Source organism: Pseudorhodoferax soli (assembly GCF_003337555.1).
GTDB classification, from domain to species: domain Bacteria; phylum Pseudomonadota; class Gammaproteobacteria; order Burkholderiales; family Burkholderiaceae_C; genus Pseudorhodoferax; species Pseudorhodoferax soli.
This window is the reverse complement of record NZ_QPJK01000005.1, coordinates 121320-146657: the sequence shown is the minus strand read 5'-3', so window position 1 is coordinate 146657 and position 25338 is coordinate 121320. Positions and strand designations below refer to the sequence as shown.

Annotated in this window: 25 protein-coding genes, 2 tRNA genes and 1 riboswitch; of the genes, 16 read left to right on the top strand and 11 right to left on the bottom strand. The window is 69.0% G+C overall.

The window, feature by feature from the left end; genetic code table 11:
- Positions 1–72 precede the first annotated feature (72 nt).
- Entirely contained in the window at positions 73–1488 is a 1416-nt protein-coding gene (gene aspA, locus DES41_RS18610) for an aspartate ammonia-lyase (protein ID WP_114469160.1), read from the bottom strand.
- 85 nt (positions 1489–1573) lie between these two features.
- Positions 1574–3064: a MocR-like pyridoxine biosynthesis transcription factor PdxR gene (gene pdxR / locus DES41_RS18605; protein ID WP_114469159.1), complete on the bottom strand. Its 1491-nt coding sequence runs from the start codon at positions 3062–3064 to the stop codon at positions 1574–1576.
- Positions 3065–3161: 97 nt separating this feature from the next.
- Between pdxR and gabT the strand changes: the two genes are divergently transcribed.
- From gabT to DES41_RS18560, 9 genes are all read left to right on the top strand, one after another.
- Positions 3162–4445 carry a 4-aminobutyrate--2-oxoglutarate transaminase gene (gene gabT, locus DES41_RS18600; RefSeq protein ID WP_114469158.1) on the top strand — a complete coding sequence of 428 codons (1284 nt, stop codon included), beginning with the start codon at positions 3162–3164 and terminating at the stop codon, positions 4443–4445.
- Between the two features lie 19 nt (positions 4446–4464).
- Positions 4465–5925 carry an NAD-dependent succinate-semialdehyde dehydrogenase gene (locus DES41_RS18595; protein WP_114469157.1) on the top strand — a complete coding sequence of 487 codons (1461 nt, stop codon included), beginning with the start codon at positions 4465–4467 and terminating at the stop codon, positions 5923–5925.
- Between the two features lie 28 nt (positions 5926–5953).
- Positions 5954–6313 (top strand): dicarboxylate/amino acid:cation symporter, encoded by a 360-nt coding sequence (locus DES41_RS18590; RefSeq protein ID WP_281277220.1) that lies wholly within the window; start codon positions 5954–5956, stop codon positions 6311–6313.
- Positions 6314–6323: 10 nt separating this feature from the next.
- Positions 6324–7226, top strand: coding sequence for an amino acid ABC transporter substrate-binding protein (locus DES41_RS18585; RefSeq protein ID WP_114469524.1), 903 nt, complete (start codon positions 6324–6326; stop codon positions 7224–7226).
- 31 nt (positions 7227–7257) lie between these two features.
- Positions 7258–7364, top strand: a riboswitch (TPP riboswitch).
- 87 nt (positions 7365–7451) lie between these two features.
- Positions 7452–9578 carry a TonB-dependent siderophore receptor gene (locus DES41_RS18580; protein ID WP_114469156.1) on the top strand — a complete coding sequence of 709 codons (2127 nt, stop codon included), beginning with the start codon at positions 7452–7454 and terminating at the stop codon, positions 9576–9578.
- A gap of 45 nt (positions 9579–9623) precedes the next feature.
- Positions 9624–9699: transfer RNA gene (locus tag DES41_RS18575), tRNA-Asn, on the top strand.
- 17 nt (positions 9700–9716) lie between these two features.
- Positions 9717–9792: transfer RNA gene (locus DES41_RS18570), tRNA-Asn, on the top strand.
- A gap of 203 nt (positions 9793–9995) precedes the next feature.
- The gene (locus DES41_RS18565) at positions 9996–10226 is read left to right on the top strand and encodes a hypothetical protein (RefSeq protein WP_342769666.1); all 231 of its coding nucleotides are present in this window, start codon (positions 9996–9998) and stop codon (positions 10224–10226) included.
- A complete protein-coding gene (locus tag DES41_RS18560; protein ID WP_056673431.1) occupies positions 10213–10446 on the top strand; it encodes a hypothetical protein in 234 nt (77 codons plus the stop codon). Before DES41_RS18565 ends, DES41_RS18560 begins: the two co-directional genes overlap by 14 nt.
- A gap of 30 nt (positions 10447–10476) precedes the next feature.
- On the opposite strand, the gene DES41_RS18555 is transcribed toward DES41_RS18560, so the two are convergent.
- A complete protein-coding gene (locus DES41_RS18555; RefSeq protein ID WP_114469155.1) occupies positions 10477–11019 on the bottom strand; it encodes a glycine zipper 2TM domain-containing protein in 543 nt (180 codons plus the stop codon).
- A gap of 99 nt (positions 11020–11118) precedes the next feature.
- On the opposite strand from DES41_RS18555, the gene DES41_RS18550 reads away from it, so the two are divergent.
- Both DES41_RS18550 and DES41_RS18545 read left to right on the top strand, forming a co-directional pair.
- Entirely contained in the window at positions 11119–12129 is a 1011-nt protein-coding gene (locus tag DES41_RS18550) for an aldo/keto reductase (RefSeq protein ID WP_114469154.1), read from the top strand.
- Between the two features lie 278 nt (positions 12130–12407).
- Entirely contained in the window at positions 12408–13040 is a 633-nt protein-coding gene (locus DES41_RS18545) for a response regulator (protein WP_056673440.1), read from the top strand.
- Positions 13041–13113: 73 nt separating this feature from the next.
- Here DES41_RS18545 and DES41_RS18540 read toward each other — a convergent pair whose 3' ends face one another.
- From DES41_RS18540 to DES41_RS18530, 3 genes are all read right to left on the bottom strand, one after another.
- Complete coding sequence (locus DES41_RS18540) at positions 13114–13851, bottom strand: hypothetical protein (protein WP_147282890.1); 738 nt, start codon at positions 13849–13851, stop codon at positions 13114–13116.
- Between the two features lie 122 nt (positions 13852–13973).
- Positions 13974–14480 (bottom strand): disulfide bond formation protein B, encoded by a 507-nt coding sequence (locus tag DES41_RS18535; RefSeq protein ID WP_114469152.1) that lies wholly within the window; start codon positions 14478–14480, stop codon positions 13974–13976.
- Positions 14481–14591: 111 nt separating this feature from the next.
- A complete protein-coding gene (locus tag DES41_RS18530) occupies positions 14592–14816 on the bottom strand; it encodes a hypothetical protein (RefSeq protein WP_170168209.1) in 225 nt (74 codons plus the stop codon).
- Positions 14817–14998: 182 nt separating this feature from the next.
- On the opposite strand from DES41_RS18530, the gene DES41_RS18525 reads away from it, so the two are divergent.
- Positions 14999–15595 (top strand): TetR/AcrR family transcriptional regulator, encoded by a 597-nt coding sequence (locus tag DES41_RS18525; RefSeq protein WP_114469523.1) that lies wholly within the window; start codon positions 14999–15001, stop codon positions 15593–15595.
- On the top strand, positions 15592–16992 hold the full coding sequence (locus tag DES41_RS18520; RefSeq protein WP_114469150.1) for an MATE family efflux transporter: 1401 nt from the start codon (positions 15592–15594) through the stop codon (positions 16990–16992). Before DES41_RS18525 ends, DES41_RS18520 begins: the two co-directional genes overlap by 4 nt.
- Positions 16993–16996: 4 nt before the next feature.
- Here the strand turns inward: DES41_RS18520 and DES41_RS18515 are convergent, their stop codons facing one another.
- Genes DES41_RS18515 through DES41_RS18500 form a run of 4 tightly spaced genes read right to left on the bottom strand, consistent with a single transcriptional unit; the run spans position 16997 to position 20154 of the window.
- A complete protein-coding gene (locus DES41_RS18515; protein ID WP_114469149.1) occupies positions 16997–17551 on the bottom strand; it encodes an NADPH-dependent FMN reductase in 555 nt (184 codons plus the stop codon).
- A gap of 48 nt (positions 17552–17599) precedes the next feature.
- On the bottom strand, positions 17600–18388 hold the full coding sequence (locus DES41_RS18510; protein ID WP_114469148.1) for a MetQ/NlpA family ABC transporter substrate-binding protein: 789 nt from the start codon (positions 18386–18388) through the stop codon (positions 17600–17602).
- Between the two features lie 49 nt (positions 18389–18437).
- Positions 18438–19109 (bottom strand): methionine ABC transporter permease, encoded by a 672-nt coding sequence (locus DES41_RS18505; RefSeq protein ID WP_114469147.1) that lies wholly within the window; start codon positions 19107–19109, stop codon positions 18438–18440.
- The gene (locus tag DES41_RS18500) at positions 19102–20154 is read right to left on the bottom strand and encodes a methionine ABC transporter ATP-binding protein (RefSeq protein ID WP_114469146.1); all 1053 of its coding nucleotides are present in this window, start codon (positions 20152–20154) and stop codon (positions 19102–19104) included. The genes DES41_RS18505 and DES41_RS18500 overlap by 8 nt, the downstream gene beginning before the upstream one ends.
- A 106-nt stretch (positions 20155–20260) precedes the next feature.
- Here DES41_RS18500 and DES41_RS18495 point away from each other — a divergent pair, with 106 nt between their 5' ends.
- Positions 20261–21226, top strand: coding sequence for a DMT family transporter (locus DES41_RS18495; RefSeq protein ID WP_245965773.1), 966 nt, complete (start codon positions 20261–20263; stop codon positions 21224–21226).
- Here DES41_RS18495 and DES41_RS18490 read toward each other — a convergent pair.
- Positions 21120–22256 carry an MFS transporter gene (locus DES41_RS18490; RefSeq protein ID WP_114469145.1) on the bottom strand — a complete coding sequence of 379 codons (1137 nt, stop codon included), beginning with the start codon at positions 22254–22256 and terminating at the stop codon, positions 21120–21122. The two genes, DES41_RS18495 and DES41_RS18490, sit on opposite strands and share 107 nt — an antisense overlap.
- 75 nt (positions 22257–22331) lie before the next feature.
- Here DES41_RS18490 and DES41_RS18485 point away from each other — a divergent pair, with 75 nt between their 5' ends.
- Together DES41_RS18485 and DES41_RS18480 are read left to right on the top strand one after the other, a co-directional pair.
- A complete protein-coding gene (locus DES41_RS18485; RefSeq protein ID WP_114469144.1) occupies positions 22332–23222 on the top strand; it encodes a LysR family transcriptional regulator in 891 nt (296 codons plus the stop codon).
- A gap of 189 nt (positions 23223–23411) precedes the next feature.
- A complete protein-coding gene (locus DES41_RS18480; RefSeq protein WP_114469521.1) occupies positions 23412–25322 on the top strand; it encodes an aconitase family protein in 1911 nt (636 codons plus the stop codon).
- Positions 25323–25338: the final 16 nt, after the last annotated feature.

The following is a 25338-nucleotide window of genomic DNA, read 5'->3' as shown; positions in this document are numbered from 1 at the left end:
GGGGAGTGTCTCGGGTGGTTCCTGGCACGAGCGCCGGGGCGGGCGCATCTTATGCCGAGGCTTGCATCCGGATCAGGGCCGGGTCAACGGCGTGGGCCGCGTGAGCACCTCGGGCCGCAGGATCTCGTCGAGCTGCTGCTTGGTCAGCAGGCCCTTGGCCAGCACGATGGCGTAGACGCTGCCGCCGGTGGCGTGCGCCTCCTGCGCCACGGCCGTGGCGTTGGCGTAGCCGATGTAGGGGTTCAGTGCGGTCACGATGCCGATGGAGTTGGCCACCAGGCCGCGCAGGTGCTCCACGTTGGCCGTGATGCCGTCCACACAGCGCGTGGCCAGCGTGACGCAGGCGCTGCGCAGGTGCGCCACGCTCTTGAACAGGCTGTGCGCGATGATGGGTTCGAAGGCGTTGAGCTGCAGCTGCCCGGCCTCGGCCGCGAAGCTGACCGTGATGTCGTTGCCGATCACCTCGAACGCCACCTGGTTCACCACCTCCGGGATCACCGGGTTGACCTTGCCCGGCATGATGCTGGACCCGGCCTGCATGGCCGGCAGGTTGATCTCGTTCAGCCCCGCGCGCGGGCCGCTGGACAGCAGCCGCAGGTCGTTGCAGATCTTCGAGAGCTTGACCGCCACGCGCTTGAGCACACCCGACAGCTGCACGAAGGCGCCGCAGTCCTGCGTGGCCTCGATCAAATTGGGCGCCGTGACGAGCGGGATGCCGGTGATGCGCTGCAGGTGCTTGAGCACCAGCGGCGCGTAGTCTGGGTGCGCCGTGATGCCGGTGCCGATGGCGGTGGCGCCCATGTTGATCTCGCAGATCAGCAGCACGGCCTCGCGCAGGCGCTGCTGGTCCTCCTCGATCATCACGGCGTAGGTGCCGAACTCCTGGCCCAGTGTCATGGGCACGGCGTCCTGCAGCTGGGTGCGGCCCATCTTCAAGACGTCCTTGAACTCCTCGGCCTTGCGCGCGAACGACACGCGCAGCACCTCCATCGCATCGACCAGGCCGGCGATGCCGAACCAGGTGGCGATCTTGAGCGACGAGGGGTAGACATCGTTGGTGCTCTGGCCGATGTTGACCTGCTCGTTCGGGTGCAGGTGCTGGTACTGGCCCTTGGCGTGGCCCAGCAGTTCCAGCGCCCGGTTGGCGATGACCTCGTTGGCGTTCATGTTGGTCGAGGTGCCGGCGCCGCCCTGGATCACGTCGACCACGAACTGGTCGTGCAGCTGGCCGGCCAGCAGCTCATCGCAGGCGGCGGAAATGGCGTCGCAGCGCGGCGCGTCGAGCAGTCCCAGCTCGTGGTTGGCGTGGGCGGCAGCCTGCTTGACGCACGCCAGGGCCTTGATGAGTTCGGGGTAGATCGAAATGGTGGTGCCGGTGATCGGGAAGTTCTCGACGGCGCGCAAAGTGTGCACGCCGTAATAGACGTCGGCAGGCACCTCGCGGTCGCCCAACAGGTCGTGCTCGATGCGAAACGCGGGGGTGCTCATCAGGGGCTCCTTGGTGGTGGTGGCCGCAGTGTAGGAGCGCGCCTACGGCCATGGCATGCCGAGTTTGCATGCCGAGCTACGAGCCTCAGACATGCCGCGCGAGCACGGCCGCGAGGCGATCGAAGGCGGCGCGGATCTCCGGCTCGGTCACGGCGCCGTAGCCCAGCACCAGGCCTTTGTGCGGCGCGGGGCGGCGCAGGCTGTACATCGACAGCGGCCGCGTCATCACGCCGGCGGCCAGGGCCTCGTCCGCCACGGCGGCGTCATCGGCCGCGTCGGGCAGGCCCAGCACGAGGTGCAGCCCGGCATCGCTGCCCAGCAGCGGCAGGCGCGTGCCGAAGCGCGCCGTCACAGCCTCGATCAGCGCGGCCCGGCGTGCGGCATAGACGCCGCGCATGCGCCGGATGTGGCGCGCGTAATGCCCCTCGCGCAGGAAGCGCGCCAGCACCACCTGCTGCAGCGTCTGGCCCTCACGGTAGAGCTCGTTCAGCGCCCGCGTGAAGCTCTCGACCAGGTCGCGCGGCAGCACCAGGTAGGCCAGCCGCAGTGAGGGATACAGGGTCTTGGAGAAGGTGCCCAGGTAGAGCACGCGGCCCTGCTCGTCCAGGCCCTGCAGCGCGGGCAGCGGCCGCGCGGCGAAGCGGAACTCGCTGTCGTAGTCGTCCTCGACGATCCAGACGCGGTGGCGCGCGGCGTAGTCCAGCAGCTGGCGGCGCCGGCCGTGGCTCATCAGCACGCCGGTGGGGTACTGGTGCGCGGGCGACAGGAACATCAGCCGCGGCGGCTTCTCCAGTTGCTGCGCGCTCGGCGCCAGGCCTTCGGCGTCCAGGTCCACGGGCTCCAGCGCGAGGCCGGCCGCACGGAACATGGCGCGCGCTCCCCAGTAGCCCGGGTCTTCGAGCCAGACCCGGTCGCCGCTGTCGGCCAGCAGATGCGCGACGAGGTGCAGCGCCTGCTGCGTGCCGCTGGTCACCACCACCTGCGCGGCATCGCAGGCCACACCGCGCGTGCCGCCCAGGTAGTCGGCAATGGCCTCGCGCAGGGCCGGGTGGCCCGCGCCCGTGGCGTAGCTCAGGTGCGCGGGCGTGACTTCGCGCCAGGCCTGGCTCTGCAGGCGGCTCCAGACCTTGGCCGGGAACATGCGCACCTCGGGCACGCCGGGCGTGAAGGCCCCCCATTGCATGGGGCTGGCCAGCGCGCCCTGCACGAGGTCGGCGCCGCGCTGCGAGAGCGGCGATGCGACCGGGCCGCCACCGCGCAGCGCGGCGCGCACGCGGCCGACGAAGCCCGGCGCAGCCTCGGCCACGTAGGTGCCGCGGCCGACGCCGGCCTGCGCCAGGCCCTCCAGCACCAGCTGTTCGTAGACCTGCACGACCGTGTTGCGCGCGATGCCGAGGGCTTCTGCCATGGCCCGCGTGGGCGGCAGCTTGTGCCCCGCGGGCAGGGCCGACTGGCGGATGCCGCCCTGCAGGATGCGGTACAGCTGCTGGTGGTTGTACTCGCCGTTGCCGGGCGCGAACTGCTGCAGCACGAAGTCCGGCAGCGCCTGCGCCTCCTGGCCTGAAATTGGCTCCATTGGATTTTAATAAATTGGTTCTTTCAATGGAATCAATGTATTCGTAGACTGGGCTCGTGTCCAGCCAACCCCAGGCCTTGCAGGCCAGCACCCCGTCATGACCACCGCCCTTGAGACCAGCACCAACCAGCAGATCGACGCGCGCCGCGTCGCCGCCACACCGCGCGGCGTGGGCATCGGCTTCCAGATTTACGCCGAGCGCGCCGAGAACGCGCAGATCTGGGATGTGGAGGGCCGCCGCTACATCGACTTTGGCGCCGGCATCGCGGTGCTCAACACCGGCCACCGCCATCCGCGCGTGATGCAGGCGGTGAAGGACCAGCTCGAGCGCTTCACGCACACGGCCTACCAGGTGGTGCCCTACGAAAGCTCGGTCGCGCTCGCGGAGCGCCTGAACGCGCTGACGCCCGGCCAGCATGCCAAGAAGACCGCCTTCTTCACCACCGGCGCCGAGGCCGTGGAAAACGCCATCAAGATCGCGCGCGCCCACACGCGCCGCCCCGGCGTGATCGCGCTGACCGGCGCCTTCCACGGCCGCACCTTCATGGGCATGGCGCTGACCGGCAAGGTGGTGCCGTACAAGACCGGTTTCGGCCCGTTTCCGGGCAGCATCTACCACGTGCCCGCGCCGGTGGCGCTGCACGGCACCACGGTCAAGCAGTCGCTGGCCGCGTTGACCCAGCTGTTCAAGGCCGACATCGATCCCGAACAGGTCGCGGCCATCATCCTGGAGCCGATCCAGGGCGAAGGGGGCTTCTACGTGCAGCCGCCCGAGTTCATGCAGGCGCTGCGCGAGGTCTGCGACCGCCATGGCATCGTGCTGATCGCCGACGAGATCCAGACCGGCTTCGCGCGGACCGGCAAGCTGTTCGCGATGGAGCACTACGACGTGCTGCCCGACCTCATGACCGTGGCCAAGAGCCTGGCGGGCGGCCTGCCGCTGTCGGGCGTGGTCGGCCGCGCCGAGATCATGGACGCACCGGCGCCCGGCGGCCTGGGCGGCACCTACGCCGGCAACGCGCTGGCCATCGCAGCGGCCCATGCCGTGCTGGACGTGATCGAGGACGAGCAGCTGTGCGCGCGCGCCGAGCGCCTGGGCCAGCGCCTGAAGTCGCGCCTGGCCGCGCTGCGCAAGACGGTGCCGCAGATCAGCGACGTGCGCGGCCTGGGCTCCATGGTGGCGATGGAATTCGCCCAGCCCGACGGCACGCCCGACCCGGCCTTCACCAAGCTGGTGCAGGACCGCGCCCGCGATGCCGGCCTGCTCCTACTGACCTGCGGCGTGCACGCCAACGTGATCCGCTTCCTGTTCCCGCTGACCATCGAGGATGCGCTGCTCGACGAAGGCTTGGACATCCTGGCCGCCGCGCTGCAAGCCTGATCGCAAGGAGCACACCACCATGCTGAAACTCAAGGACCCCAGCCTGCTGCGCCAGCAGGCCTTCATCGCCGGTGAATGGGCCGACGCCGACAGCGGCAAAACCACGGCCGTGACCAACCCGGCCAATGGCGAGCAGATCGGCACCATCCCGATGTGCGGCACGGCCGAGACCGAACGCGCCATCGCTGCCGCGGCCGTGGCCCAGCGCGCCTGGCGCGACGTGCCGGCCAAGGAGCGCGCGGCCGTGCTGCGCAAGCTCAACGACCTGATGCTGGCCAACCAGGACGACCTGGCGCTGATCATGACCACCGAGCAGGGCAAGCCGCTGACCGAGTCCAAGGGCGAGATCGCCTACGCGGCCTCGTTCATCGAGTGGTTCGCCGACGAGGCGCGCCGCGTGTATGGCGACGCCATTCCCGCCACCAGCGGCGACAAGCGCATCTTCGCGCTCAAGCAGCCGATCGGCGTCACGGCCGCCATCACGCCCTGGAACTTTCCGACCGCCATGCTCACGCGCAAGGCCGGACCGGCGCTGGCGGCAGGTTGCTCGATGGTAGTGAAGCCGGCCACGCAGACGCCCTACTCGGCCCTCGCCTTCGCCGAGCTGGCCGCACGCGCGGGTGTTCCGAAGGGCCTGCTGTCGGTGCTGACCGGCTCGGCCTCGGAGATCGGCGGCGAGATGACGCGCAGCCCCGTGGTGCGCAAGCTGACCTTCACGGGTTCGACCGAAGTGGGCCGCACGCTGATGCGCCAGTCGGCCGACACCATCAAGAAGCTCTCGCTGGAACTGGGCGGCAACGCGCCCTTCATCGTGTTCGACGACGCCGACATCGACGCTGCGGTCGAGGGCGCGATGGTGTCCAAGTACCGCAACACCGGCCAGACCTGCGTTTGCGCCAACCGGCTGTACGTGCAGCGTGGTGTGCTGGAGCAGTTCACGCAGAAGCTGGTGGTCAAGGTGCAGGCGCTCCAGGTCGGCGACGGCCTGCAAGCCGGCGTCACCCAGGGCCCGCTGATCGACGCCAAGGCCGTCGCCAAGATCGAGGAACATGTGGCCGATGCGGTGGCCAAGGGCGGCAAGGTGTTGACCGGCGGCAAGCCGCATGCGCTGGGCGGCCTGTTCTACGAACCCACCGTGGTCGGCGGCGCCACGGCCGACATGCTGTTCGCCAAGGAAGAGACCTTCGGCCCGCTGGCGCCGATCTTCGCGTTCGACACCGAGGCCGAGGTGCTGGAGCTGGCCAACGACACCGAGTTCGGCCTGGCCGCGTATTTCTACAGCCGCGACATCGGCCGCGTGATGCGCGTGGCAGAGCGGCTGGAGTCGGGCATGGTGGGTGTCAACACCGGCCTCATCTCCACGGCCGAAGCGCCGTTCGGCGGCGTCAAGCAATCGGGCCTGGGCCGCGAAGGCTCCAAGTACGGCATCGAGGAATTCCTCGAGACCAAGTACGTCTGCCTCGGCGGGCTCGACAAGTAAGTTCGCACACCACGCCGCCGCACCCGCGCTGCACGGGGCGGCGGCGCGCAGTCTCTACAGCATCGAGCTGCCGCTGGGCACGCAGATCACGATGCTGTTGATCCTGATGCTGACCTCCAAGGGCATGGCCGGCGTGCCGCGGGCCTCGCTCGTGGTGATCGCCGCCACGCTGAACCAGTTCAACATCCCCGAGGCTGGCCTGTTGCTGATCCTGGGCGTGGACACCTTCCTGGACATGGGCCGCTCGGCGACCAACGCCGTGGGCAACTCCATCGCCACGGCCGTCGTCGCCAAGTGGGAAGGCGAGCTGCTGCCCGAGGCCGAGGCCAATGCGAAGGCCCTGGACCGCGAAGCCGCCGCCACGCTCGCCCAGCCCGCCCATGCCTGAGGCCGACCACATGCACACCGCAAGAACGGCATGGGGCGCGGCCTGCCTCAGCATCGCGCTGGCAGGCAGTGCGCTTGCGCAGGAGGTCCAGTTGAGCGGCACCCTCGCCAAGGTGCGTGCCAGCGGGACCATCGCGCTCGCGCACCGCGATTCCTCGGTACCGTTCTCCTATCTCAATGCGCGCCAGGAGCCCATCGGCTACTCGGTCGAGCTGTGCAAGGCGCTCGTGGACTCCATCGCCGATGCCGTGAACAAGACGCTGACGATCACCTGGGTGCCGGTGACCTCCGCGTCGCGCTTCGATGCGATCGCGAGCGGCAAGGCCGACCTGGAGTGCGGCTCCACCACGAGCAACCTGGAGCGGCAACAGCGCGTGGCCTTCTCGCCCGTCATCTTCGTCTCCGGCACCAAGCTCATGGTCAAGGCGGGCTCGCCCGTGCGCTCGTTCCGCGATCTTGCAGGCAAGAAGGTCGCGGTCACGGCCGGCACCACGAACGAGAAGTCGCTGCGCGACCTGGTGCAGAAGTTCAAGCTCGACACGCAGATCATGGTGCAGCCCGACCATGCCGCCGGCTTCGCCCAGGTGGCCAGCGGCGCGGCCGATGCCTTTGCGACCGACGACGTGCTGCTCTACGGCCTGATGGCCGAACAGGCAGCCAAGGGCGGCAAGTACCAGGTGGTCGGCGAATTCCTCTCCTACGACCCCTACGGCATCATGTTCCGCAAGGACGATCCGCAGCTGGCCCGCGTGGTCCAGGAGAGCTTCCAGCGCCTGGCCGAGGACGGCGAGATCGAGCGCCAGTACACGCGCTGGTTCCTGCGCCGCCTGCCGTCCGGCGCCAGCATCAACCTGCCGATGAGCCCGCAACTCGAGGCCATTCTGGAGACCATGGCCGTCAACAGGCCGAAGTAGCTGGCCTAGAATCCAGCCCGCGCCCGCAAGGGCGCCTCGCTAGGGGTGTCGTGCGCTGCCAAGGCAGCGTGTGACTGAGAAAGTCCCTTTGAACCTGATTGAGGTAATCCTCGCGCAGGGAAGCATTGACCAGATTTGGGCCGCGCCCCCGCCACGGTGGCATCTCGCACGGCCGTCAGAAGATCCGGCAGGCCGACCTGCTATGACGTCGAAAGCGTTGTGGCAATGAACCGTTTTTCCTTCAGACCGCACGCCCTGGCAGGTGCCGTGGCGGTGCTGTTCGCCTCGGCAACGGGTGCGCAAACCACCGCTCCCACGCTGCCCACGGTGAGCGTGGAAGCCAGCAAGCAGGCCCCGCAGGCCGACGTGACCGGCTTCGGCGACCAGCCGCTCAGCGAGCTGCCGATTTCCGCCGTCGTCATCGATGCCGCAGCGCTGCAGGCCAGCGGCGCCCGCCGGTTAGCCGACCTGACCAGCTTCGACGCTTCGGTCACCGACGCCTACAACTCGCCCGGCTACTGGGACTATCTGAGCATCCGCGGCTTCACGCTGGACAACCGCTTCAACTACCGCCGCGAGGGACTGCCGATCAGCGCGGAGACCTCGATCCCGTTGGACAACAAGGAGCGCGTCGAGATCCTCAAGGGCACCAGTGGCATCCAGGCCGGCACCAGCGCGCCGGGCGGGCTGGTCAACTATGTGGTCAAGCGGCCGACCGAGGCCGACCTGCGCAGCGCGACGGTGGAAGTCTCCGGACGCGGCGGCGTTCTCGGCGCCATCGACCTGGGCGGCCGCTTCGGCGTCGATCGCGTGTTCGGCTACCGCTTCAACGTGGCGCACGAGACGCTGCGCCCGCGCATCGAGGACCTGGATGGCCGTCGCAGCCTGGTCGCGCTGGCGGCCGACTGGCGCGTGGGCCGCGACACGCTGGTCGAAGCGGAGGTCGAATGGAGCCGCAAGTCTCAGCCCAGCCAGGCCGGCTACAGCCTGTTGGGCAACCGGCTGGCGCCAGTGCCCAGCCCGCACCTGAACCTGAACAACCAGCCCTGGTCGCAGCCTTCGGTGTTCGGAGCGCTGACGGGCACGCTGCGCGTCGAGCAGGCGCTGAATGCGGACTGGCGCTGGTCGGCACAGATCGGGCAGCAGCGCTTGAAGACGGACGACCGGCTGGCGTACGCGTTCGGCTGCGATGCCGAGGGCGACTACACGCGCTATTGCAGCGACGGCACCTACGACATGTACGACTTCCGCAGCGAGAACGAGCAGCGCCGCCTCACTGCTGCGCAGGTGAAGCTCAAGGGCAAGTTCACGACGAGCAGCGTCGCGCATGACGTGTCGGTGGGCCTGCTCTCCTCGCGCGTGCGCAACCGCTTCCAGGACCAGGCTTACAACTACGTGGGTACAGGCAATGTGGACGGTTCGGCCATCACGTCGCCCGATCCGACATTGACCGACCCCAGCACCAACCGCGACGAGCGCTCGCTGGAGTTGTCTCTGCAGGACACCATCCGCTGGTCACGGCAATGGACCACCTGGTTGGGGCTGCGCTACACACACCTGGACCGCACAAGCATGCGGACCGACGGCTCGGGGCCGCCTCCCTACGACAGCAGCCTCACAACGCCCTGGCTGGCGTTGGGCTACCAAATCGAAGGAGGCCCCTTGCTCTACGCCAGCTATGGCCAGGGCGTCGAGTCCGTGCAGGTGCCAGACCGGGAGGCGTACCGCAACAGGGGCGTTGTGCTCCCGGTGCGCAAGTCGCATCAGCAGGAAGTCGGCGCCAAGGGCGGAGATGCCGCGTGGAACTGGCAACTCGCCTGGTTCCGCATCGTCCGTCCGATGACGAACATCGACGCCTGCGGCAACCAGTGCACCGGCGCCTACGACGGCGAAGCCGTTCACCAAGGCCTGGAAGGCGCGCTGGGCTGGCGCGGCGGTCCCTGGCGGTTGGACGGTGGCGCCACCGTGCTCGACGCCAAGCGCCGCGGCAGCACCGAGACGCCGGCCTTCAACGGCACCCGGCCCGTCAACGTTCCCAAGCTGGTGCTGCGCGGCCGGGCGTCGTACGCCGTTGCCAGCATGCCCGGCCTCGCGCTGGACGGCACGGTGGTGCACGAAGGACGCCGCTCGGTGCTCCCCGATGCGTCGATCGAGTTGCCATCGTGGACCCGCTTCGATGCCGCGTTGCGCTATGCGACCAAGCTCGGCGGCACCGACACGCATTGGACGCTGGGCGTCGAGAACCTGCTCGACCGCCGCTACTACAAGGAATCGCCGACCCAGTTCGGCCACGTCTACCTGTTCACGGGCACACCGAGGACTTTGCGGCTTGCGATGCAGGCAGCGTTCTAGGCACCGGAGAGTCCAAAAAAAGACGCTATAATCGTGGGCTACCGTTCCTCAATAGCTCAGTTGGTAGAGCGCCGGACTGTTAATCCGTAGGTCCCTGGTTCGAGCCCAGGTTGAGGAGCCAAAAATTCACCGATCTTTTCCTCAATAGCTCAGTTGGTAGAGCGCCGGACTGTTAATCCGTAGGTCCCTGGTTCGAGCCCAGGTTGAGGAGCCAGAAAAGCCAAGGCCCCGTATCGCAAGATGCGGGGCCTTTTGCTTTGCCGCTTGCATTGGCGGCCTGCGGCGCCATCTACCGTGACATGAAGACACACACCTCAGCCCTAACCGAACTCGCCCCCGTCCGCGTTCTGGCCGCGCTGCTGGAACGGCTGGAGCACAGCCGCGTCGCCGTCGATCCTGCGCAGTACCCAGGCCGTCGTGGCGCGCCTGGAAACGGCGTTGCGAGATGTGAAACCGAGCGATGCACTGCGGGATTTGCTGGCCGAACATCCAGCAGCCTCCGAGTTGTACGAAAATACGCTCTACGAGGTCGCTGGCCTGTGCCGTTCGCCATTGGATGCATCCGTGGCGGCCGAGCAGCAGGCAAGGGCCGTGATCCAGCGCGCAATGCAAACACCCAGGGAGAGTTCCGCCAATGGCCAAAGCTGAAGTGAAAACCGCAATCTTGGCTGACGGGCTACGCTACAAGACCAAGGTCTCCGGTTCGCCCTTCACCGCAGGTACATCGATGGGCGGCTCCACGATGTCATGCTTTCTGTGCGGCAAGCACCGCCTGCGTTCCCAATTGGGCACGCGCAAGGTCATCGGCAAGTCGCAAGCCGTCTGCGCACCGTCGTGCAAGGAACTGGACGAACTGCTCGCCCGCTGAGCCCGGCAGCGCCTGCGCTGCCTGTTCGTTTCAATGTTCGAAATTGCTTTCGCCACCGCTTGGTGACGCGGTTTGCTGCGTCCGCGCCCCGGGCTGCATGGAGTTGCTGGGCGTGACCTGCACTGACAGCGTCGGCCCGGGGTCCTGCGGCAACTGAACGCTGTATTGCCGGCCGGCGTACTGGTAGTGCACGTCGTAGGCCACCACCTGCGGCTGCATCACGCCCTGCAGCGTGCAATGCCGTACCTGCTGCATCTGTGGCACGGGCCGGTCTTCGATGCGCTCGCTCCACAGGGCACCCAGCACGACACCGAACAAGGTCGCCAATGCGCGGCCCTCACCGCTGCCGAAGCGGTTGCCGACGACACCACCTGCCACCGTGCCCAACAACGCGCCGGTGCCGGTGTCAACTTGCGGCGCCACCTCCTGCGCGATGCGGCACACCTGCTGCGCGACGGTGCGCTGCTGCACCACAGGCACCGCTGACAGCACCAGGGCCTGCTCCTGCGCCACGGCGGGCACAGCCGCCCCGGCCGAGGCCGCCAGTACCATGCGGATCCATCGCTTGTTCATCGCGGCAACTCCAAGGCCAGACCCGCTGGGGACGGAAGCGTCATTATGGTGACGGCCCGGCGAGCATGCGCCATCCACCTGCGTGACACCGGAGCACCCATGCACTACCGCCCCCTCGGCAAGAGTCCCCTGCGCGTTTCCACCCTGTGCCTCGGCACGATGATGTTCGGCGACCAGACAGCGCTGGCAGAGGCCAGCGACATCGTTGCCCACGCCCAGGAGCATGGCGTCAACTTCCTCGACACGGCCGACGTCTACAAGCAGGGTGCCTCCGAGGAGATGCTGGGCCAGATCCTGGCCGGACGGCGCCAGCATTGGATCGTCGCAACCAAGCTGGGCAACAAGATGGCCGATGCGCCCAACCACAGCCACTACTCGCGCCACTGGGTGATGACCGAGGTGGAGAACAGCCTGCGCCGGTTGCGCACCGACCACATCGACATCTACTACCTGCACCGCGACTACGACGGGCTGGATCTGGAAGAGCCGCTGCGCGCCATCGACACCTTGCTGCGCGCCGGCAAGATCCGCTACTGGGGGCTGTCGAACTTCCGCGGCTGGCGCATCGCCGAAGCCGCGCACCTCGCACAACGCCTGAACATGCCTGGCCCCGCGGTCTGCCAGCCCTACTACAACCTGCTCAACCGCATGCCCGAGGTCGAGATCCTGCCGGCTTGCCGCCAATACGGGCTGGGCGTCGTGCCCTACAGCCCGATCGCGCGCGGCATCCTGTCGGGCAAATACTTGCCAGGCGCCGCGCCGGCCGCTGACAGCCGCGTGGGCCGCGGTGAGAAGCGCGTGATGGAGACCGAGTTCCGCGACGAATCGCTGCAGGTCGCGCAGGCGCTGCAGGCCCATGTGCAGGGCCGTGGCATCACGCTCGCACAGTTCGCGACGGCCTGGGTGCTGGGCAGCGGCGCAGTCTCCTCGGTCATCGCCGGGCCGCGCACGCTGGCGCAGTGGAAGGACTACCTGCCCGCCCTGGACCATGCGCTGACCGCCGAGGACGAGGCCACCGTGGACCGGCTCGTGCCGCCCGGCCACCCCTCCACACCCGGCTACACCGACCCCTCCTATCCCGTGATCGGCCGGCAAGCACGCGCCGGTTGAGCTCGCAACAGGCGAACACGACAAATGTCACGCCCGGTCCGACGGACTGCCGCGCGATGTCTTGTGGCTGCCATGGGCGCCGCCTACAGTCACGGCGACGGCGGTGCGGCCAGTGCCCGCACCAGACAGATCGGCAGTCCAACGTGCCGGCGCCGTCGCCACATTTCCATTGCGCGCCAGCCGCGCAGCCTGATTTGGCCGCTGTCCTACAGACGCTCCAGAGCGGCCAAAGTACAACTCCCCCCACAGCAACAACACGCTTCACCGGAAGGAGCCAGATGATCAAAGTCGGCATCGTGGATGACCACGCCATCGTGCGTTCAGGTCTGCGGCAGTTCTTCTCGGACCACGTGGATCTCCGCGTGGTCGGCGAAGCTGCCAGCGGTCGCGAAGCCATCGACCTGGTCCGCAACACAGAGATGGATGTGCTGCTGATGGACCTTTCCATGCCCGGACAAACCGGCATCGACGTGCTCGCCATGATCCGCGCCAAGGCGCCGGATCTCGGCATCCTCATCCTCTCGGGCTATCCGGAGGAGCACTACGCCATGAACCTGATCCGCCAGGGCGCCAGCGGCTACCTCAACAAGGAATGCGACCCGATGGAGATCGTGAACGCGATCCGCACCGTCGCCATGGGGCGGCGCTACATCACCCCTGCGGTGGCCGAACTGCTGGCCCAGCAGATCAACCGCAAGGGCGATGAGGCGCCGCACGAGCAGTTGTCCGAACGCGAGTTCCAGGTGTTCCTGAAGCTGGCCAAGGGCGAGACCGCAGGCGACATCGCCAAGACCCTGTCGCTGAGCGTGAAGACCGTCAGTACGTACCGCACGCGGTTGATGGAAAAGCTCAACCTGAGCTCCAACAGCGACCTGACCTACTACGCGCTCAAGAACAAGCTGATCGATTGATCGGTTTCATCAAGCCAAAAGAAAAGGGGCTCGTACATCGAGCCCCTTTTTCATTCCACGGCAAACCGTGGGATCAGGCCCAACGCACGTCCGCATCCTGCGCGGCCGTCAGCACGTCGAACTGCAAGCGCACGGTCTGCGGGCCCAATTGCAGGCGCACGCCCTCGGCTCGCGCCAGCGCCTCGACGTCCGACCAGGTCAGCGGCCGGTAGGCCTTGGCGCGCTGGGCCGGACCTTCCGCTTCGGGCGTGGGTTGCAGCGACATCGACAGGTTCACCACCTTGCCATCGACACCCGCCTCGATGCGCACCTGGGCGGGCGTGTCCGTGGCATCGGTCAGCGCCATCAGGCAGGCCGGGACCAGCGTGCGCAAGCCCAGGCGCGCGACGCGCGCGTCCTCGGCCTGGGTTGCGTCCAGCACCGTGAAACCGCGGAACGACAGCTCGGTGGTCAACAGGTGCAGGCAGTCGGCCACACCTTCGTTCAGCGCCACCTGCTCGCCCTCGTGCGGCGCCAGCCAGCCCATCAAGGCCACGCCTTCGCTGCTGGCAGAGCGGGCCAGCGTGTTCATCTCGCTGCAGTTGCGACGCAAGGCCTCCAGGTTAGGCGCCGGCGCCTGCACGCGCCGCTCCACCAGTGAGGCAATCATGCTGACAGGCTGCAACGCTCCCGCGATCTGATGCCGGATGGCGGAACCCATCCGGCGCAGCACCGCGTAGCGGGCTGCCTCGTTGGCCAGGGACAGCGCGTCGTCGTTCGCCAGGCTGGCTGGCGGTACCGCTTCGAAAGCATGCAACGCGGCTGATGACATGAACCGACACTCCCCATTTGAATCGATGCGGCTACGGTAGCGCACGACCCGTGAGTTGCGGTCAGGTTTGGGCACAAGCCTCTGTAGGCCGGCGCCGACACTTCTTGCAACAGATGTGCTGGTCAGCGGGCCGCGCTGCGGCGCCACAGAAGCGCCAGCATCGCAAGGCCGATGCCGACGAAGCACAGGAAAGACCAGTTGGCGATGGAGCCGCCGAGGAAGGTCCAATCGATCGCCGCGCAATCGCCGCCGCCGGCGAAGATCATGGGCACGGCGCGCTTGAGCGGGAAGGTTTCGATCATGCCGTAGAAGTCGCGACCGCAGCTTGCGATCTCCGGCGGGTACCACTGCAGCCAGCTCTGCCGCGCCGCGACGAAAGCGCCGAAACCGGCAATCAGCAAGGTCAGCATGCCGCCGGCCAGGTGGGCACCGCGCGACCGCAGCATGGCGGTGAGCCCCGCCACGACGGCCACGAGCACGAGCGCGTAGCGTTGCACGATGCACATGGGACAGGGCTCCAGGCCCACGCCATGCTGCAGGTACAGGCCAAAGGCCAGCAAGGCGATACAGAACAGACTCACCAGGGCCAGCACCGTACGCGGTGACTGGTCCAACATTCGCAGCAGCATTCCCACCCTTTCTTGCGACGCTTCTTGTAGCGCGTGTCCTCCGGCGGAGGGCATCACGGTATTGTCGGCGATGGGATTGCTGCGGCCGGGCTTTGGTTCCCGGCATGAACCTCAATCGTCGCGGCGCCAGCGCCGGCCGTGGCCATAGCCGCGGTCGTCGTCATAGCGGGGCCGGCCCTCGTAGCCAGGGCGCACGATCACCACCGGCGGACCGACAACCGGGGGAGCCACCACCACCGGGCGGCGGTAGCCGTAATAGCCGGGGCCGACCGGCGCCACCACGCAGCCGCTCAGCGCAGCAACGGCCAGCACGGCAAGCAGGGACAGACGTTTCATGCAGATCTCCAACGAAGCAAACCAGATGTGCATTCAACGGCCTGGCGACCGCCCGGACGACATCCGGCGCATGAACTTCTGTAAAGACCGGTAGCCATGCGTTCGAACGAAAACATGATGGCCAACATTTATTCACGCAATCCATTTATGATGAACGTCATTTATCAATGACGGAGCGGCGCATGCCACGCGTATCCCAGCAACAGACCGACCAGAACCGCATCGCGATCGAGAAGGCCTCCGCGCGCCTGTTCCGCGAGAAGGGCCTGCACGGCGTCAGCGTCGCCGAAGTGATGGCCGCTGCCGGCCTCACCCATGGCGGCTTCTACGGGCACTTCTCGTCCAAGGACGGCCTGGCCGCCGTGGCCTGCGCAAACGCCTTCGCGCATTCCAGTGCGCGCTGGGACCAGCGCTTCACCGAACTGCCCGAACGCGAAGATCGCAGGCGGGCCTATGTCGAGGGCTACCTGGCAACGGCCACGCGCGACCGCCCCGGCAGCAGCTGCACGGCCGCCGCACTGGCCGGTGACGTGGCCCGCACCGATGCCGACGCGCCCGTGCGCGCGGCCTACCTGGACGGCGTGAAGTCCATGGTCGCCCGCCTGGCCAGCGTGCAGCCCGACGCCGGCTCGCCCGCGGCAGAACAGCGCGCGCTGGCCGACGTGGCCACGCTCGTCGGCGCGCTGCTGCTGTCCCGCGCCACCAAGGGCGACCCGATCTCCGAAGCCCTGCTGGCCAGCGCACGCGCGCGCCTGCTGCAAGAGGGCCTGGCGCCATGAGCGCGGTTGCCACCCCCACGGCTGCCGCGCCAGGCAAGGCCGTGCTCGCCGCCCACGCCCGCTCCCAGCGCCTGCTGCATGGCCCGGTGCTGGCCACCTTGCTCCTGCTGGCCGCGCCCAACCTCATCGTGATGCTGGCGCAGGCCGCCGCCAACTTCCTGGAGAGCTACTTCGTCGGCCTGCTGGGCGTGGACGCACTGGCCGGGGCCGCGCTGGTGTTCCCGCTGATCATGCTGATGCAGACCATGTCGGCCGGCGGCATGGGCGGCGGCATCTCCTCGGCCATCGCCCGCGCCACCGGCGCTGGCGACACCGAGAAGGCGCAGGCGCTGGCGCTGCACGCCCTTGTCATCGCGCTGGCCTTCGGCGTGGCCTGCATGCTGGGCGGGCTGCTGGGCGGGCCGCTGCTGTACCGCGCCATGGGCGCCACGCCGGTGGTGCAGGAGGCCGCCCTCGCCTACTCCAACGCGATCTTCATCGGCGCCGTGTTCCTGTGGCTGGCCAACGGCATGGCCAGCGTGCTGCGCGGCAGCGGCAACATGGCGCTGCCGGCGATGGTGCTGTCCGGCGGCGTGCTGCTCTTGCTGCTGGCCTCGCCGGTGCTGATCTTCGGCTGGGGCCCGGTGCCGGCCATGGGCATCACCGGGGCGGGGCTGGCGCTGGTCGTCTACTACGTCGTCGCCGCCGCGGTGATGCTGGTCTCGGTGCTGCGCGGCAACGGCGGCGTGCAGCTGCGCCTGCACCACAAGCTGCGCTGGGCGCTGTTCCGCGACATCCTGGGCGTGGGCGCGCCGGCCATCGTCAACAACGTCACGCTGAACCTGTCGGTGCTGACGGCCACGGCACTGGTCAGCCCGCTCGGCAGCGAAGCGCTGGCCGGCTTCGGGCTGGGCATCCGGCTCGAGTACCTGCAGATTCCTATCGTGTTCGGCTTCGGCGCCGCCATGGTCGCCATGGTCGGCATGAACACCGGCGCGGGCCAACTGGTGCGCGCACGCCGTGTGGCCTGGACAGGCGCGTTGCTCGCCGCCGCCGTCACCTCGCTCGTGGGCCTGGCAGCGGCGCTGTTCCCGGCCGCCTGGCTCGGGCTGTTCACGCACGACCAGGAGGCCATCCGCGTCGGCACCCAGTACCTGCAGGTGGTCGGGCCGGCGTACGGGCTGTTCGGACTGGGACTGTCGCTCTACTTCGCCTCGCAGGGCGCGCGGCGCATGGGCTGGAGCATCGTCGCGGGGGCTGCGCGGCTGCTGGTGGTCTACCTGGCCGGGCACCTGGCGCTGCGGCTGGGGGCCGGCCTGCCCACGCTGCTGGTGATCATGGTGGCGGCCCTGGCGTTCTATGCCTTGCTGAACGCCTGGCCCTGGTTCGCGCGGCCGCAGGACCGGCCGCGCGCCTGAGGGATCAGCCCGCGGTGTGCAGCCGCACCCAGGCCAGGTACTTGTCGAGCCAGCCCTGCAGGAATGCGCGGCTGGCCTCGCCGACGCTGCCGTCGGCGTTGAACAAGCCGTCCTTGGCCTGCACGAAGGCCTCGGGCTGGCCGAGGGTGGGCACGTCCAGGTAGGCCAGCACATTGCGCAGGTGCTGTTGCGCCAGCGCCGTGCCGATGGCGCCGACCGACACGCCGATCACGCCCGCGGGCTTGCCCGGAAACGCACTCTTGCCATAGGGGCGCGAGGCGTGGTCGATGGCGTTCTTCAGCACGCCCGGAATCGAGCGGTTGTACTCGGGCGTGATGAACAGCAGGCCCTGCGCCGACTGGATCTCCGACTTCAGCCGCGTGACGCTGGCGGCAGGGTTGCCGTCGTCGTCCTGGTTGTACAGCGGCAAGTCGTCGATGCGCAGCTGCTCGAACGTCACATCGCCGGGCGCGAGCTTGGCCAGCGCGACGGCCAGCTTGCGGTTGAACGAGTCCTTGCGCAGGCTACCGACGACGACGGCGATCTTGATCTGGGCCATGGGGCTGTCCTTTCAGAGTGTGTGAAGGGCGCCCACCTTAGCCGAGATTCAGAAACCCGCCAGCACCGCACCCTTGAATTCGGTCTGGATGAACTTGCGCACCTCGTCGGAGTGGTAGGCCTTCACCAGCTTGCCGACCCAGGGCTTGTCCTTGTCCTGCTCGCGCACCACCAGCACGTTGACGTAGGGCGACTTGGCGCTCTCTTGCGCGATCGCGTCCTTGCCCGGGTTCAGGCCGGCCGACAGCGCGAAGTTGGTGTTGACGGCCGCGGCGTCCAGGTCGTCCAGCGAGCGCGCCAGCTGCGCGGCCTCGAGCTCGACGAAGCGCAGCTTCTTGGGGTTCTCGATCACGTCCAGCGGCGTGGCCTTGAGGCCGGCCGAGGGCTTGATCTTGATCAGGCCCTTGTCCTGCAGCACCAGCAGCACACGGCCGCCGTTGGTCGGGTCGTTCGGAATGCCGAAACGCGCGCCTTCCTTCAGGTCCTTCAGGTCCTTGACCTTCTTGGAGTACAGGCCGATCGGGTAGTTGACGGTCTGCGCGACGGAGACCAGCTTGTAGCCGCGGTCCTTGACCTGCAGGTCCAGGAAGGGCTGGTGCTGGTAGCTGTTGGCGTCCAGGTCGCCAGCGGCCAGCGCGGCATTGGGCTGGATGTAGTCGCTGAACTCGACGATCTGGACCTTCAGTCCGTCCTTCTCGGCGATGCGCTTGACCTGGTCGAAGATCTGCGCGTGCGGGCCGGCGGTGACGCCGATCTTGAGCGGCTTGTCCTGCGCGATGGCGGTGGTGGAGGCCAGCAGCGCGAGGGCGATGGTGGAGATGAATGTACGTTTTTGCATGAGAAGCTCCCTGAAGAAAAGAATCAATGCCGGATGCGGCGCAAGAACATCAATGCCGGATGCGTCGCACCAGCCAGTCGCCGGCGCTCTGCACCAGCTGCACGAAGACGATCAGCACGAGGACCACGGCGGCCATGACCTCGGGCAGGAAGCGCTGGTAGCCGTAGCGGATGCCCAGGTCACCCAGCCCGCCGCCGCCGATGGCGCCGGCCATGGCCGAGAAGCCCGTCAGGCTGACCAGCGTGATCGTCAGCGCGGCCACGATGCCGGGCAGCGCCTCGGGCAGCAGCACCTTCCAGACGATCTGCGACGTGGTCGCGCCCATCGCCTGGGCGGCTTCCACGAGGCCGTGGTCGACCTCGCGCAGCGCCGTCTCCACCAGCCGCGCGACGAAGGGCGCTGCTGCCAGCGTGAGCGGCACCACGGCCGCGGCCGTGCCGATGGACGAACCCGTCACGAAGCGCGTGAACGGGATGATGGCCACCAGCAGGATGATGAAGGGCGTGGAACGCACCGCATTGACGATGCCGCCGACGATGCGGTTGACGGGCGCGTTCTCGCGCACGCCGCCGCGGTCGGTCAGGCGCAGCAGCACACCCAGCGGCACGCCGATCAGCCCACCGGCCAGGCCCGAGATGCCGACCATCACCAGCGTCTCCCACATCGAGGTGGCGAACATGTCCAGCAGCGGGCCGTTGAAGGTCTCGAGGAAATCAAACATGGGCAGCCTCCTGCACCAGGGGTTGGACGTTCACACCGGCCTGGCGCAGGTGTGCGATGCCCGCCTGCAGCTGGTCGGCCGCGCCGCGCGCAAACACCGCCAGCGTGCCGAAGGGCTGGCCCTGCACCTCGTCGATCTGGCCGTGCAGGATCGACAAGTCCAGCCCGAAGCGGCGCACCAGCTCGCTCAGCAGCGGCTGGTCCGCACCATCGCCGGCAAAGGCCAGGCGCAGGCCCTGCCCTTCGCCGGCCGGGCTCGCGCCCATCAGCGTGCGCAGGCGTGCCAGCACCGAGTCGGGCAGTTCCTGCGGCACGATTTCCTCGATCAGGCTGCGCGTGGTGGCGTGCTGCGGCTTGGAGAACACGTCGATCACGCGGCCCTGCTCGACGATGCGGCCCGCGTCGATCACGGCCACGCGCTCGGCCACCTGCTTGATGACCTGCATCTGGTGCGTGATCAGCACGATGGTCAGGCCGAATTCCTGGTTGATCTGGCGCAGCAGCCCGAGGATGGAGCGCGTGGTCTCCGGGTCGAGCGCCGAGGTGGCCTCGTCGGACAGCAGCACCTTGGGCCGGTTCGCGAGCGCCCGGGCGATGCCCACGCGCTGCTTCTGCCCGCCGCTGATCTGCGAGGGATGGCGCCTGGCCAGTGCCGACAGGCCCACCAGGTCCAGCAGGGGCTCCACCCGCTTCTTGATCTCGCCATCGGACAGGCCCGCGATCTCCAGCGGCAGCGCCACGTTGTCGTAGACGGTGCGCGAACTCAGCACATTGAAATGCTGGAACACGATGCCGATCTCGCGCCGCGCCACGCGCAGCGCAGCTTCGGGCAGCGTCGTCATCTCGCGGCCGTCGACCAGCACCTGCCCGGCCGTGGGCCGGTTCAGCAGGTTGATCACGCGCACCAGAGAACTCTTGCCCGCGCCGCTGCGGCCGATGATGCCGAACACCTCGCCGGCGGCCACCTCCAGGTCGATGCCGCGCAGCGCCTGCACCGGCCCACTGCTACCCTGGTAGGTCTGGGTGATACCCCTCAACTCGATCATTGCTTGCGATGGTCTCCACAACCGTGGAAACCCTTATTCACTGGAAGGGGCGTGAATCTACGCTCTTTTCTATAAAACTCATAAGAATAGAAAGTTCGTTGCTTATATGAGATCGAACGGAATCCTGCTCCACGTGCTCGGCCTGTGGGTGCTGTCGGGGCTGGATGCGAGCGGCAAGTACCTCGCGCTGCTGGGGGTGCCGGTGCTACTGGTGGCTTGGGTGCGCTATGCCGTGCACACGGCGCTGTCCAGCGCCATCCTGCTGCCGCGGCGCGGGCTCGGCCTGCTGCGCACCGGCTCGCTGCGTGGCCAGCTGCTGCGCGGCGTGCTGATGATTGGCTCCACGCTGCTGTTCTTCTCGGTCCTGAAGCGCGTGCCGCTGGCCGAGGCCACGGCCATGAACTTCATGGCGCCGATCTTCCTGATGGCGCTGGCACCCTGGCTGCTGCGCGAGCCGCACCGCCTGCACCGCTGGCTGGGCGTGGCGCTGGGCTTTGCCGGCATGCTGCTGGTGGTGCGGCCGGGCGCGGGGCTCGACACCATCGGCGTGCTGCTGGGCGTGGCCACGGCGCTGACCTTCGCGGCCTTCCAGATCGCCACGCGCCGCCTGGCAGGCGACGATCCGCTGACGACCAACTACTACGGCGGCCTGGTGGGTACGGTGGCGTTGACGCCACTGCTGCCCTGGATCTGGGAGCTGCCGCCGCTCAGCGGCTGGCAATGGGCGCTGCTGCTGTCCACCGGCATCACCGGCGCCATCGGCCACGGCCTGCAGTCTGCTGCCTACGCCCGCACCCCGGCCACGCTGCTCGCCCCCTACAGCTACCTGCAGATCCTGTCGGCCGTGGGGCTGGGCTGGGCCGTGTTCGGCCAGCTGCCGGACGCCACCTCGGCCTTGGGCATCGCGTGCATCTGCGGCGCCGGCATCGCCGTGGCGCTGGTCGAACGCCGGCTCAACCGCCGTCTCAAGCACCCAATGCGCGCCGCGCCAGTGCCGCCTGCAACAGCGCACAGCCCACCACCAGGCCCAGGGCCAGCGTCAGCGAACTGCCATGGGCCACGAAGCCGATGATGGACGGCCCGACCATGAAGCCGCAGTAGCCCAACGACGCCACCGCCGAAATGCCCTGCGCGGGCGCCACGCCCGGCACCTGCGCCGCCGCGCTGAACAGCACCGGCACCACGTTGGCCAGGCCCACGCCCACCAGCGCGAAGCCGGCCAGGGCCAGCGGCACGCTGTTGGACAGCAGCACCAGCGCCAGCGCCACGGCCGCCAGGCAGGCGCTGGCGCGCAGCAGCCCCACGGAGGACCAGCGCGCGCGCAGCCGGTCTCCCACGAAGCGCGTGGCCGCCATGGCGGCCGAGAAGCTGGCATAGGCCAGCGCGGCCTGCTGCTGCGGCGCGCCGCGCTCGCTGGCCAGGAACAGCACGCTCCAGTCGTAGATGGCGCCCTCCACCACGAAGCCCAGCGCCGCCAGCAGCCCCACCAGCGCCAAGCGCCCGCGCGACAGCGCGAAGCGCCCATGCGCTTCTTCTGCAAGGGCCTGGCCCGGCGGCATCTGCCGCACGCTCCAGGCCACCAGCGCCATGCTGAACGCCGCCACGCCGAGCAGTTGCAGGTTCGGCGCCACGCCGGCCGTGAACAGCAGCCCGCCCACGCCCGCCCCCACCATGCCGCCCAGGCTGAACATGCCGTGGAAGGCGCTCATGAGCGGCCGGCCGGCCTGGCGTTCGAGTTCCGAGGCATCGGCGTTCATGGCCACGTCGAGCAGGCCCGTGGCCAGGCCGAACAGGCCCAGTAGCGCCCAGAGCAGCACCAGGTGGGGCATGTGCAGCAACAGCATCAGGGCCAGCGCAGACAGCAGCGCGCCCCACCAGGCCACGCGGCGCGCGCCATGGCGCGCAATGAGCCAGCCGGCCTGCGTGAGCCCCAGCACCGAACCCACGCCAGCCGCCAGCACCAGCCCGCCGATGGCGCCCACACCCAGCCCGTAGACGGTCTTCACCGTAGGGATCTGCACGCCCCAGGTGGCGAACATGCAACCGGCCGCAAAGAACAGGAAGCGCGCAGCCCAGTGCGCGCGCACAGTCGAGGAAGTCATGGCGCCAACGATAGCCGAGCGCCATGACCGGCCCCGTGTCCGGCGCCGGCCGGTGCCCCTACACTGCCGCTCGCCATGGCCACCCGCCGCCTCGACCCCTACAGCCTGCGCCTGTTCGCCAGCGCCGCCGAGGAAGGCTCGATCGCGCGCGCCGCTGCACGCGAGCACCTGTCCGCCTCGGCGCTGTCGCGCCGCATCGCCGACCTCGAACATGCCTTCGGCGTGCCGCTGCTGGTGCGCTCGCCGCTGGGCATCCGGCTCACCGATGCCGGCCGGCTCGTGCACGAGCGCGGCCTGCAACTGGAGGCCGGGCTGGACGCCTTGCTGCGCGAGGTGCAGTCGCACGACGGCCGCGTCAGCGGCCTGGTGCGGCTGTGCGCCAACGAATCCTCAGTGATCGGCTTTCTGCCCGAGCGGCTGCAGCGCTTTCGCCAGGCCTATCCGCTGGTCTCCATCGCACTGCAGGAGCGGCTCAGCGACGAGGTGCTGCGCGCCTGCCTGGACGATGCGACCGATGTCGGCGTGGCCGTCGCCCACGCGGTGCCGGCCGGGCTCAACGCCTGGGACTTCGCCGACGACCCGCTCGCCGTGCTGCTGCCCACCGCCCACCCGCTGGCCACCGCCGACAGCCTGCGCTTCACCGAGGTGGCCCAGCACCCGCTGGTCTGCGTGCAGAGCGGCGGCGCGCTGGACCGCCAGTTGCGCGAGCGCGCCAGCGCCGCCGGCCTGCAGCTGCAGGTGGCCGTGGCCGTGCACAGCTTCGACGGCGTGGCCCGCATGGTCGAGGCCGGCCTGGGCCTGGCCATCCTGCCGCGCAGCGCGGCGCGTGCCTATGCCGGCGCGCCGCAGTTCGCGCGGCGGCCCTTGGCCGAAGACTGGGCGCCGCGCATGCTGCGGCTCTATGCGCTGCACAAGACGCCGCGGCCGGCGGCCGTGGCCGCGCTGATCGACGCGCTGCGCGCCTGAGGCCGCCCACCGGGGGTTGGCCCGGACATGCGCGCAGCGCATGCCCCCCGGCGCAAATGCGCACTTGGTCGGGTGCGCCGCGCGCTCCTACAGTCCGCGCCACCACCACCACGGTGGGCGACGGAGACCCAGCGTTTGAAACCCGATCTTGCAGGCCGCGTGCTGTACCTCGCACGCAACCCGGCCGCCATGGCCGACCAGATGGCCGGCCGCCCCATGACGCTGGCCCAGGCCGGACCCTTGCGCGACGAGGTCTCGACCGACGAGATCACGCCGGTCGCCATCCTGGCCCACTACGACGACGCGCTGGGCCGCTACCCCTACACCGGCTTCACGGTCGATGGCCAGCAGCCCATTGCCGCCGGCGCCGTGCGCGCCGGGGGCTTCTCGGTCACGGTGGCCGGCGCGCGCTACGGCAAGGGCTCCTCGCGCGAGCACAGCCCCGCCGCCGAGAAGCTGGCCGGCATCCGGCTCGTGGTGGCCGAGAGCTTCGAGCGCATCTACCGCCAGAACGCCGACAACATCGGCCTGTTCACGTCCACCGACCTCGGCCTCATTCCGCGCATCGAGCGCGGCGAGGCCATCGCCATCGACGAACTCGTGACCGGGCGCGACGCGCTCGCCGCGGCCATCCTGCGCGCGGGCGGGCTGCTGCGCTTCGGCCAGCTGCACATGCAAGGCATCCGGCCAGCCGCCGATGCAGGGGGCACCGGGCCGCGCACGCTGTTCGAGAAGATCGTCGCGCGCCACGCACTGGCCACGCCGGTCACGCCGGCGCACCCGGCCGCTGGCGACGGCGCCTTCGTGCGCGCGGACCGCCGCTTCATCCACGAGTACTACACCGGCATGTGCGCCCACATGCTGCAGGCCAGCTTCGGCCCTGCGCTGCAGCTGGCCGACCCGTCCACCATCGTGGTGTTCGAGGACCACACCGCCTACGTGGCGCAGAGCCCCGCGCACCTGCGCATGGGCCTGGTGCCCAACATCCGCGCCATGGTGCAGGCGCAGCGCGACTTCGCGCAGGCCCACGGCCTGACCCTGCACCGCACGCTGACCGACGAGGAGGCCGCCGCGCCCGGCGCGCAGCACAACGAGGCCGGCATCTCGCACGCCATGGTGGCCGAGCGCTATGCGTTGCCGGGCGAGCTCGTGGTGGGCACCGATTCGCACACGCCGCACAGCGGCGCGCTCGGCTGCGTGGCTTTCGGCGTGGGCACGACCGACATGGCCAACGCCTTCGTGACGGGCGCGGTGCGGCTGACCGTGCCGCAGTGCCTGCGCGTGGAACTGCAGGGCCCGCTGGCCGCCGGCACCACGGCCAAGGACGTGCTGCTGCACCTGCTGGCCCAGCCCGGCATCCGTGCCGGCGCCGGGGTGGGCAAGGTGTTCGAGTTCTGCGGCAGCGCGGTGGCCGCCATGTCCATCGACGAGCGCGCCACGCTGACCAACATGGTGGCCGAGCTCGGCGGCTTCACGGGCATCGTCGCGCCCGATGCCGAGACCGTGCGCTTCCTCCAGGAGCGCCGCGGCGTGGACTTCGTGCTGCAGGACTGGATGGCGAGCGACGCGGACGCCGCCTACGCCGGCCACATCGTGCTGGACTGCAGCGCGCTCTCGCCCATGGTGGCCCGCCCGGGCGACCCGGGCAACGGCGTGCCGCTGGCCGCGCTGGACGCGCCCGTGCGGCTGGACATCGCCTACGGCGGCTCGTGCACAGCAGGCAAACGCGAGGACTTCGACCACTACCACGCCGTGCTGTCCTGGGCCGCCGCGCGCGGCCTGCGCGTGGCCGAGGGCGTGCAGCTGTACCTGCAGTTCGGCACCACGGCCGTGCGCGACTACTGCACCGCGCAGGGCTACCTCGCGGCCTTCGCGCAGGTCGGCGCGCAGATCCTGCAGCCTTCCTGCGGCGCCTGCGCCAACTGCGGCCCGGGTTCGTCCACCGATGCCGGCCAGATCACGGTCAGCGCCATCAACCGCAACTTTCCGGGGCGTTCGGGCCCCGGCAGCGTCTGGCTGGCAAGCCCCCCCACGGTGGCGGCCAGTGCCATCGCGGGGCGCCTGCTGTCCTTCGCCGACCTGCAGGCCGCGCAAGGCTGAGCACTGCTTTCGCAAC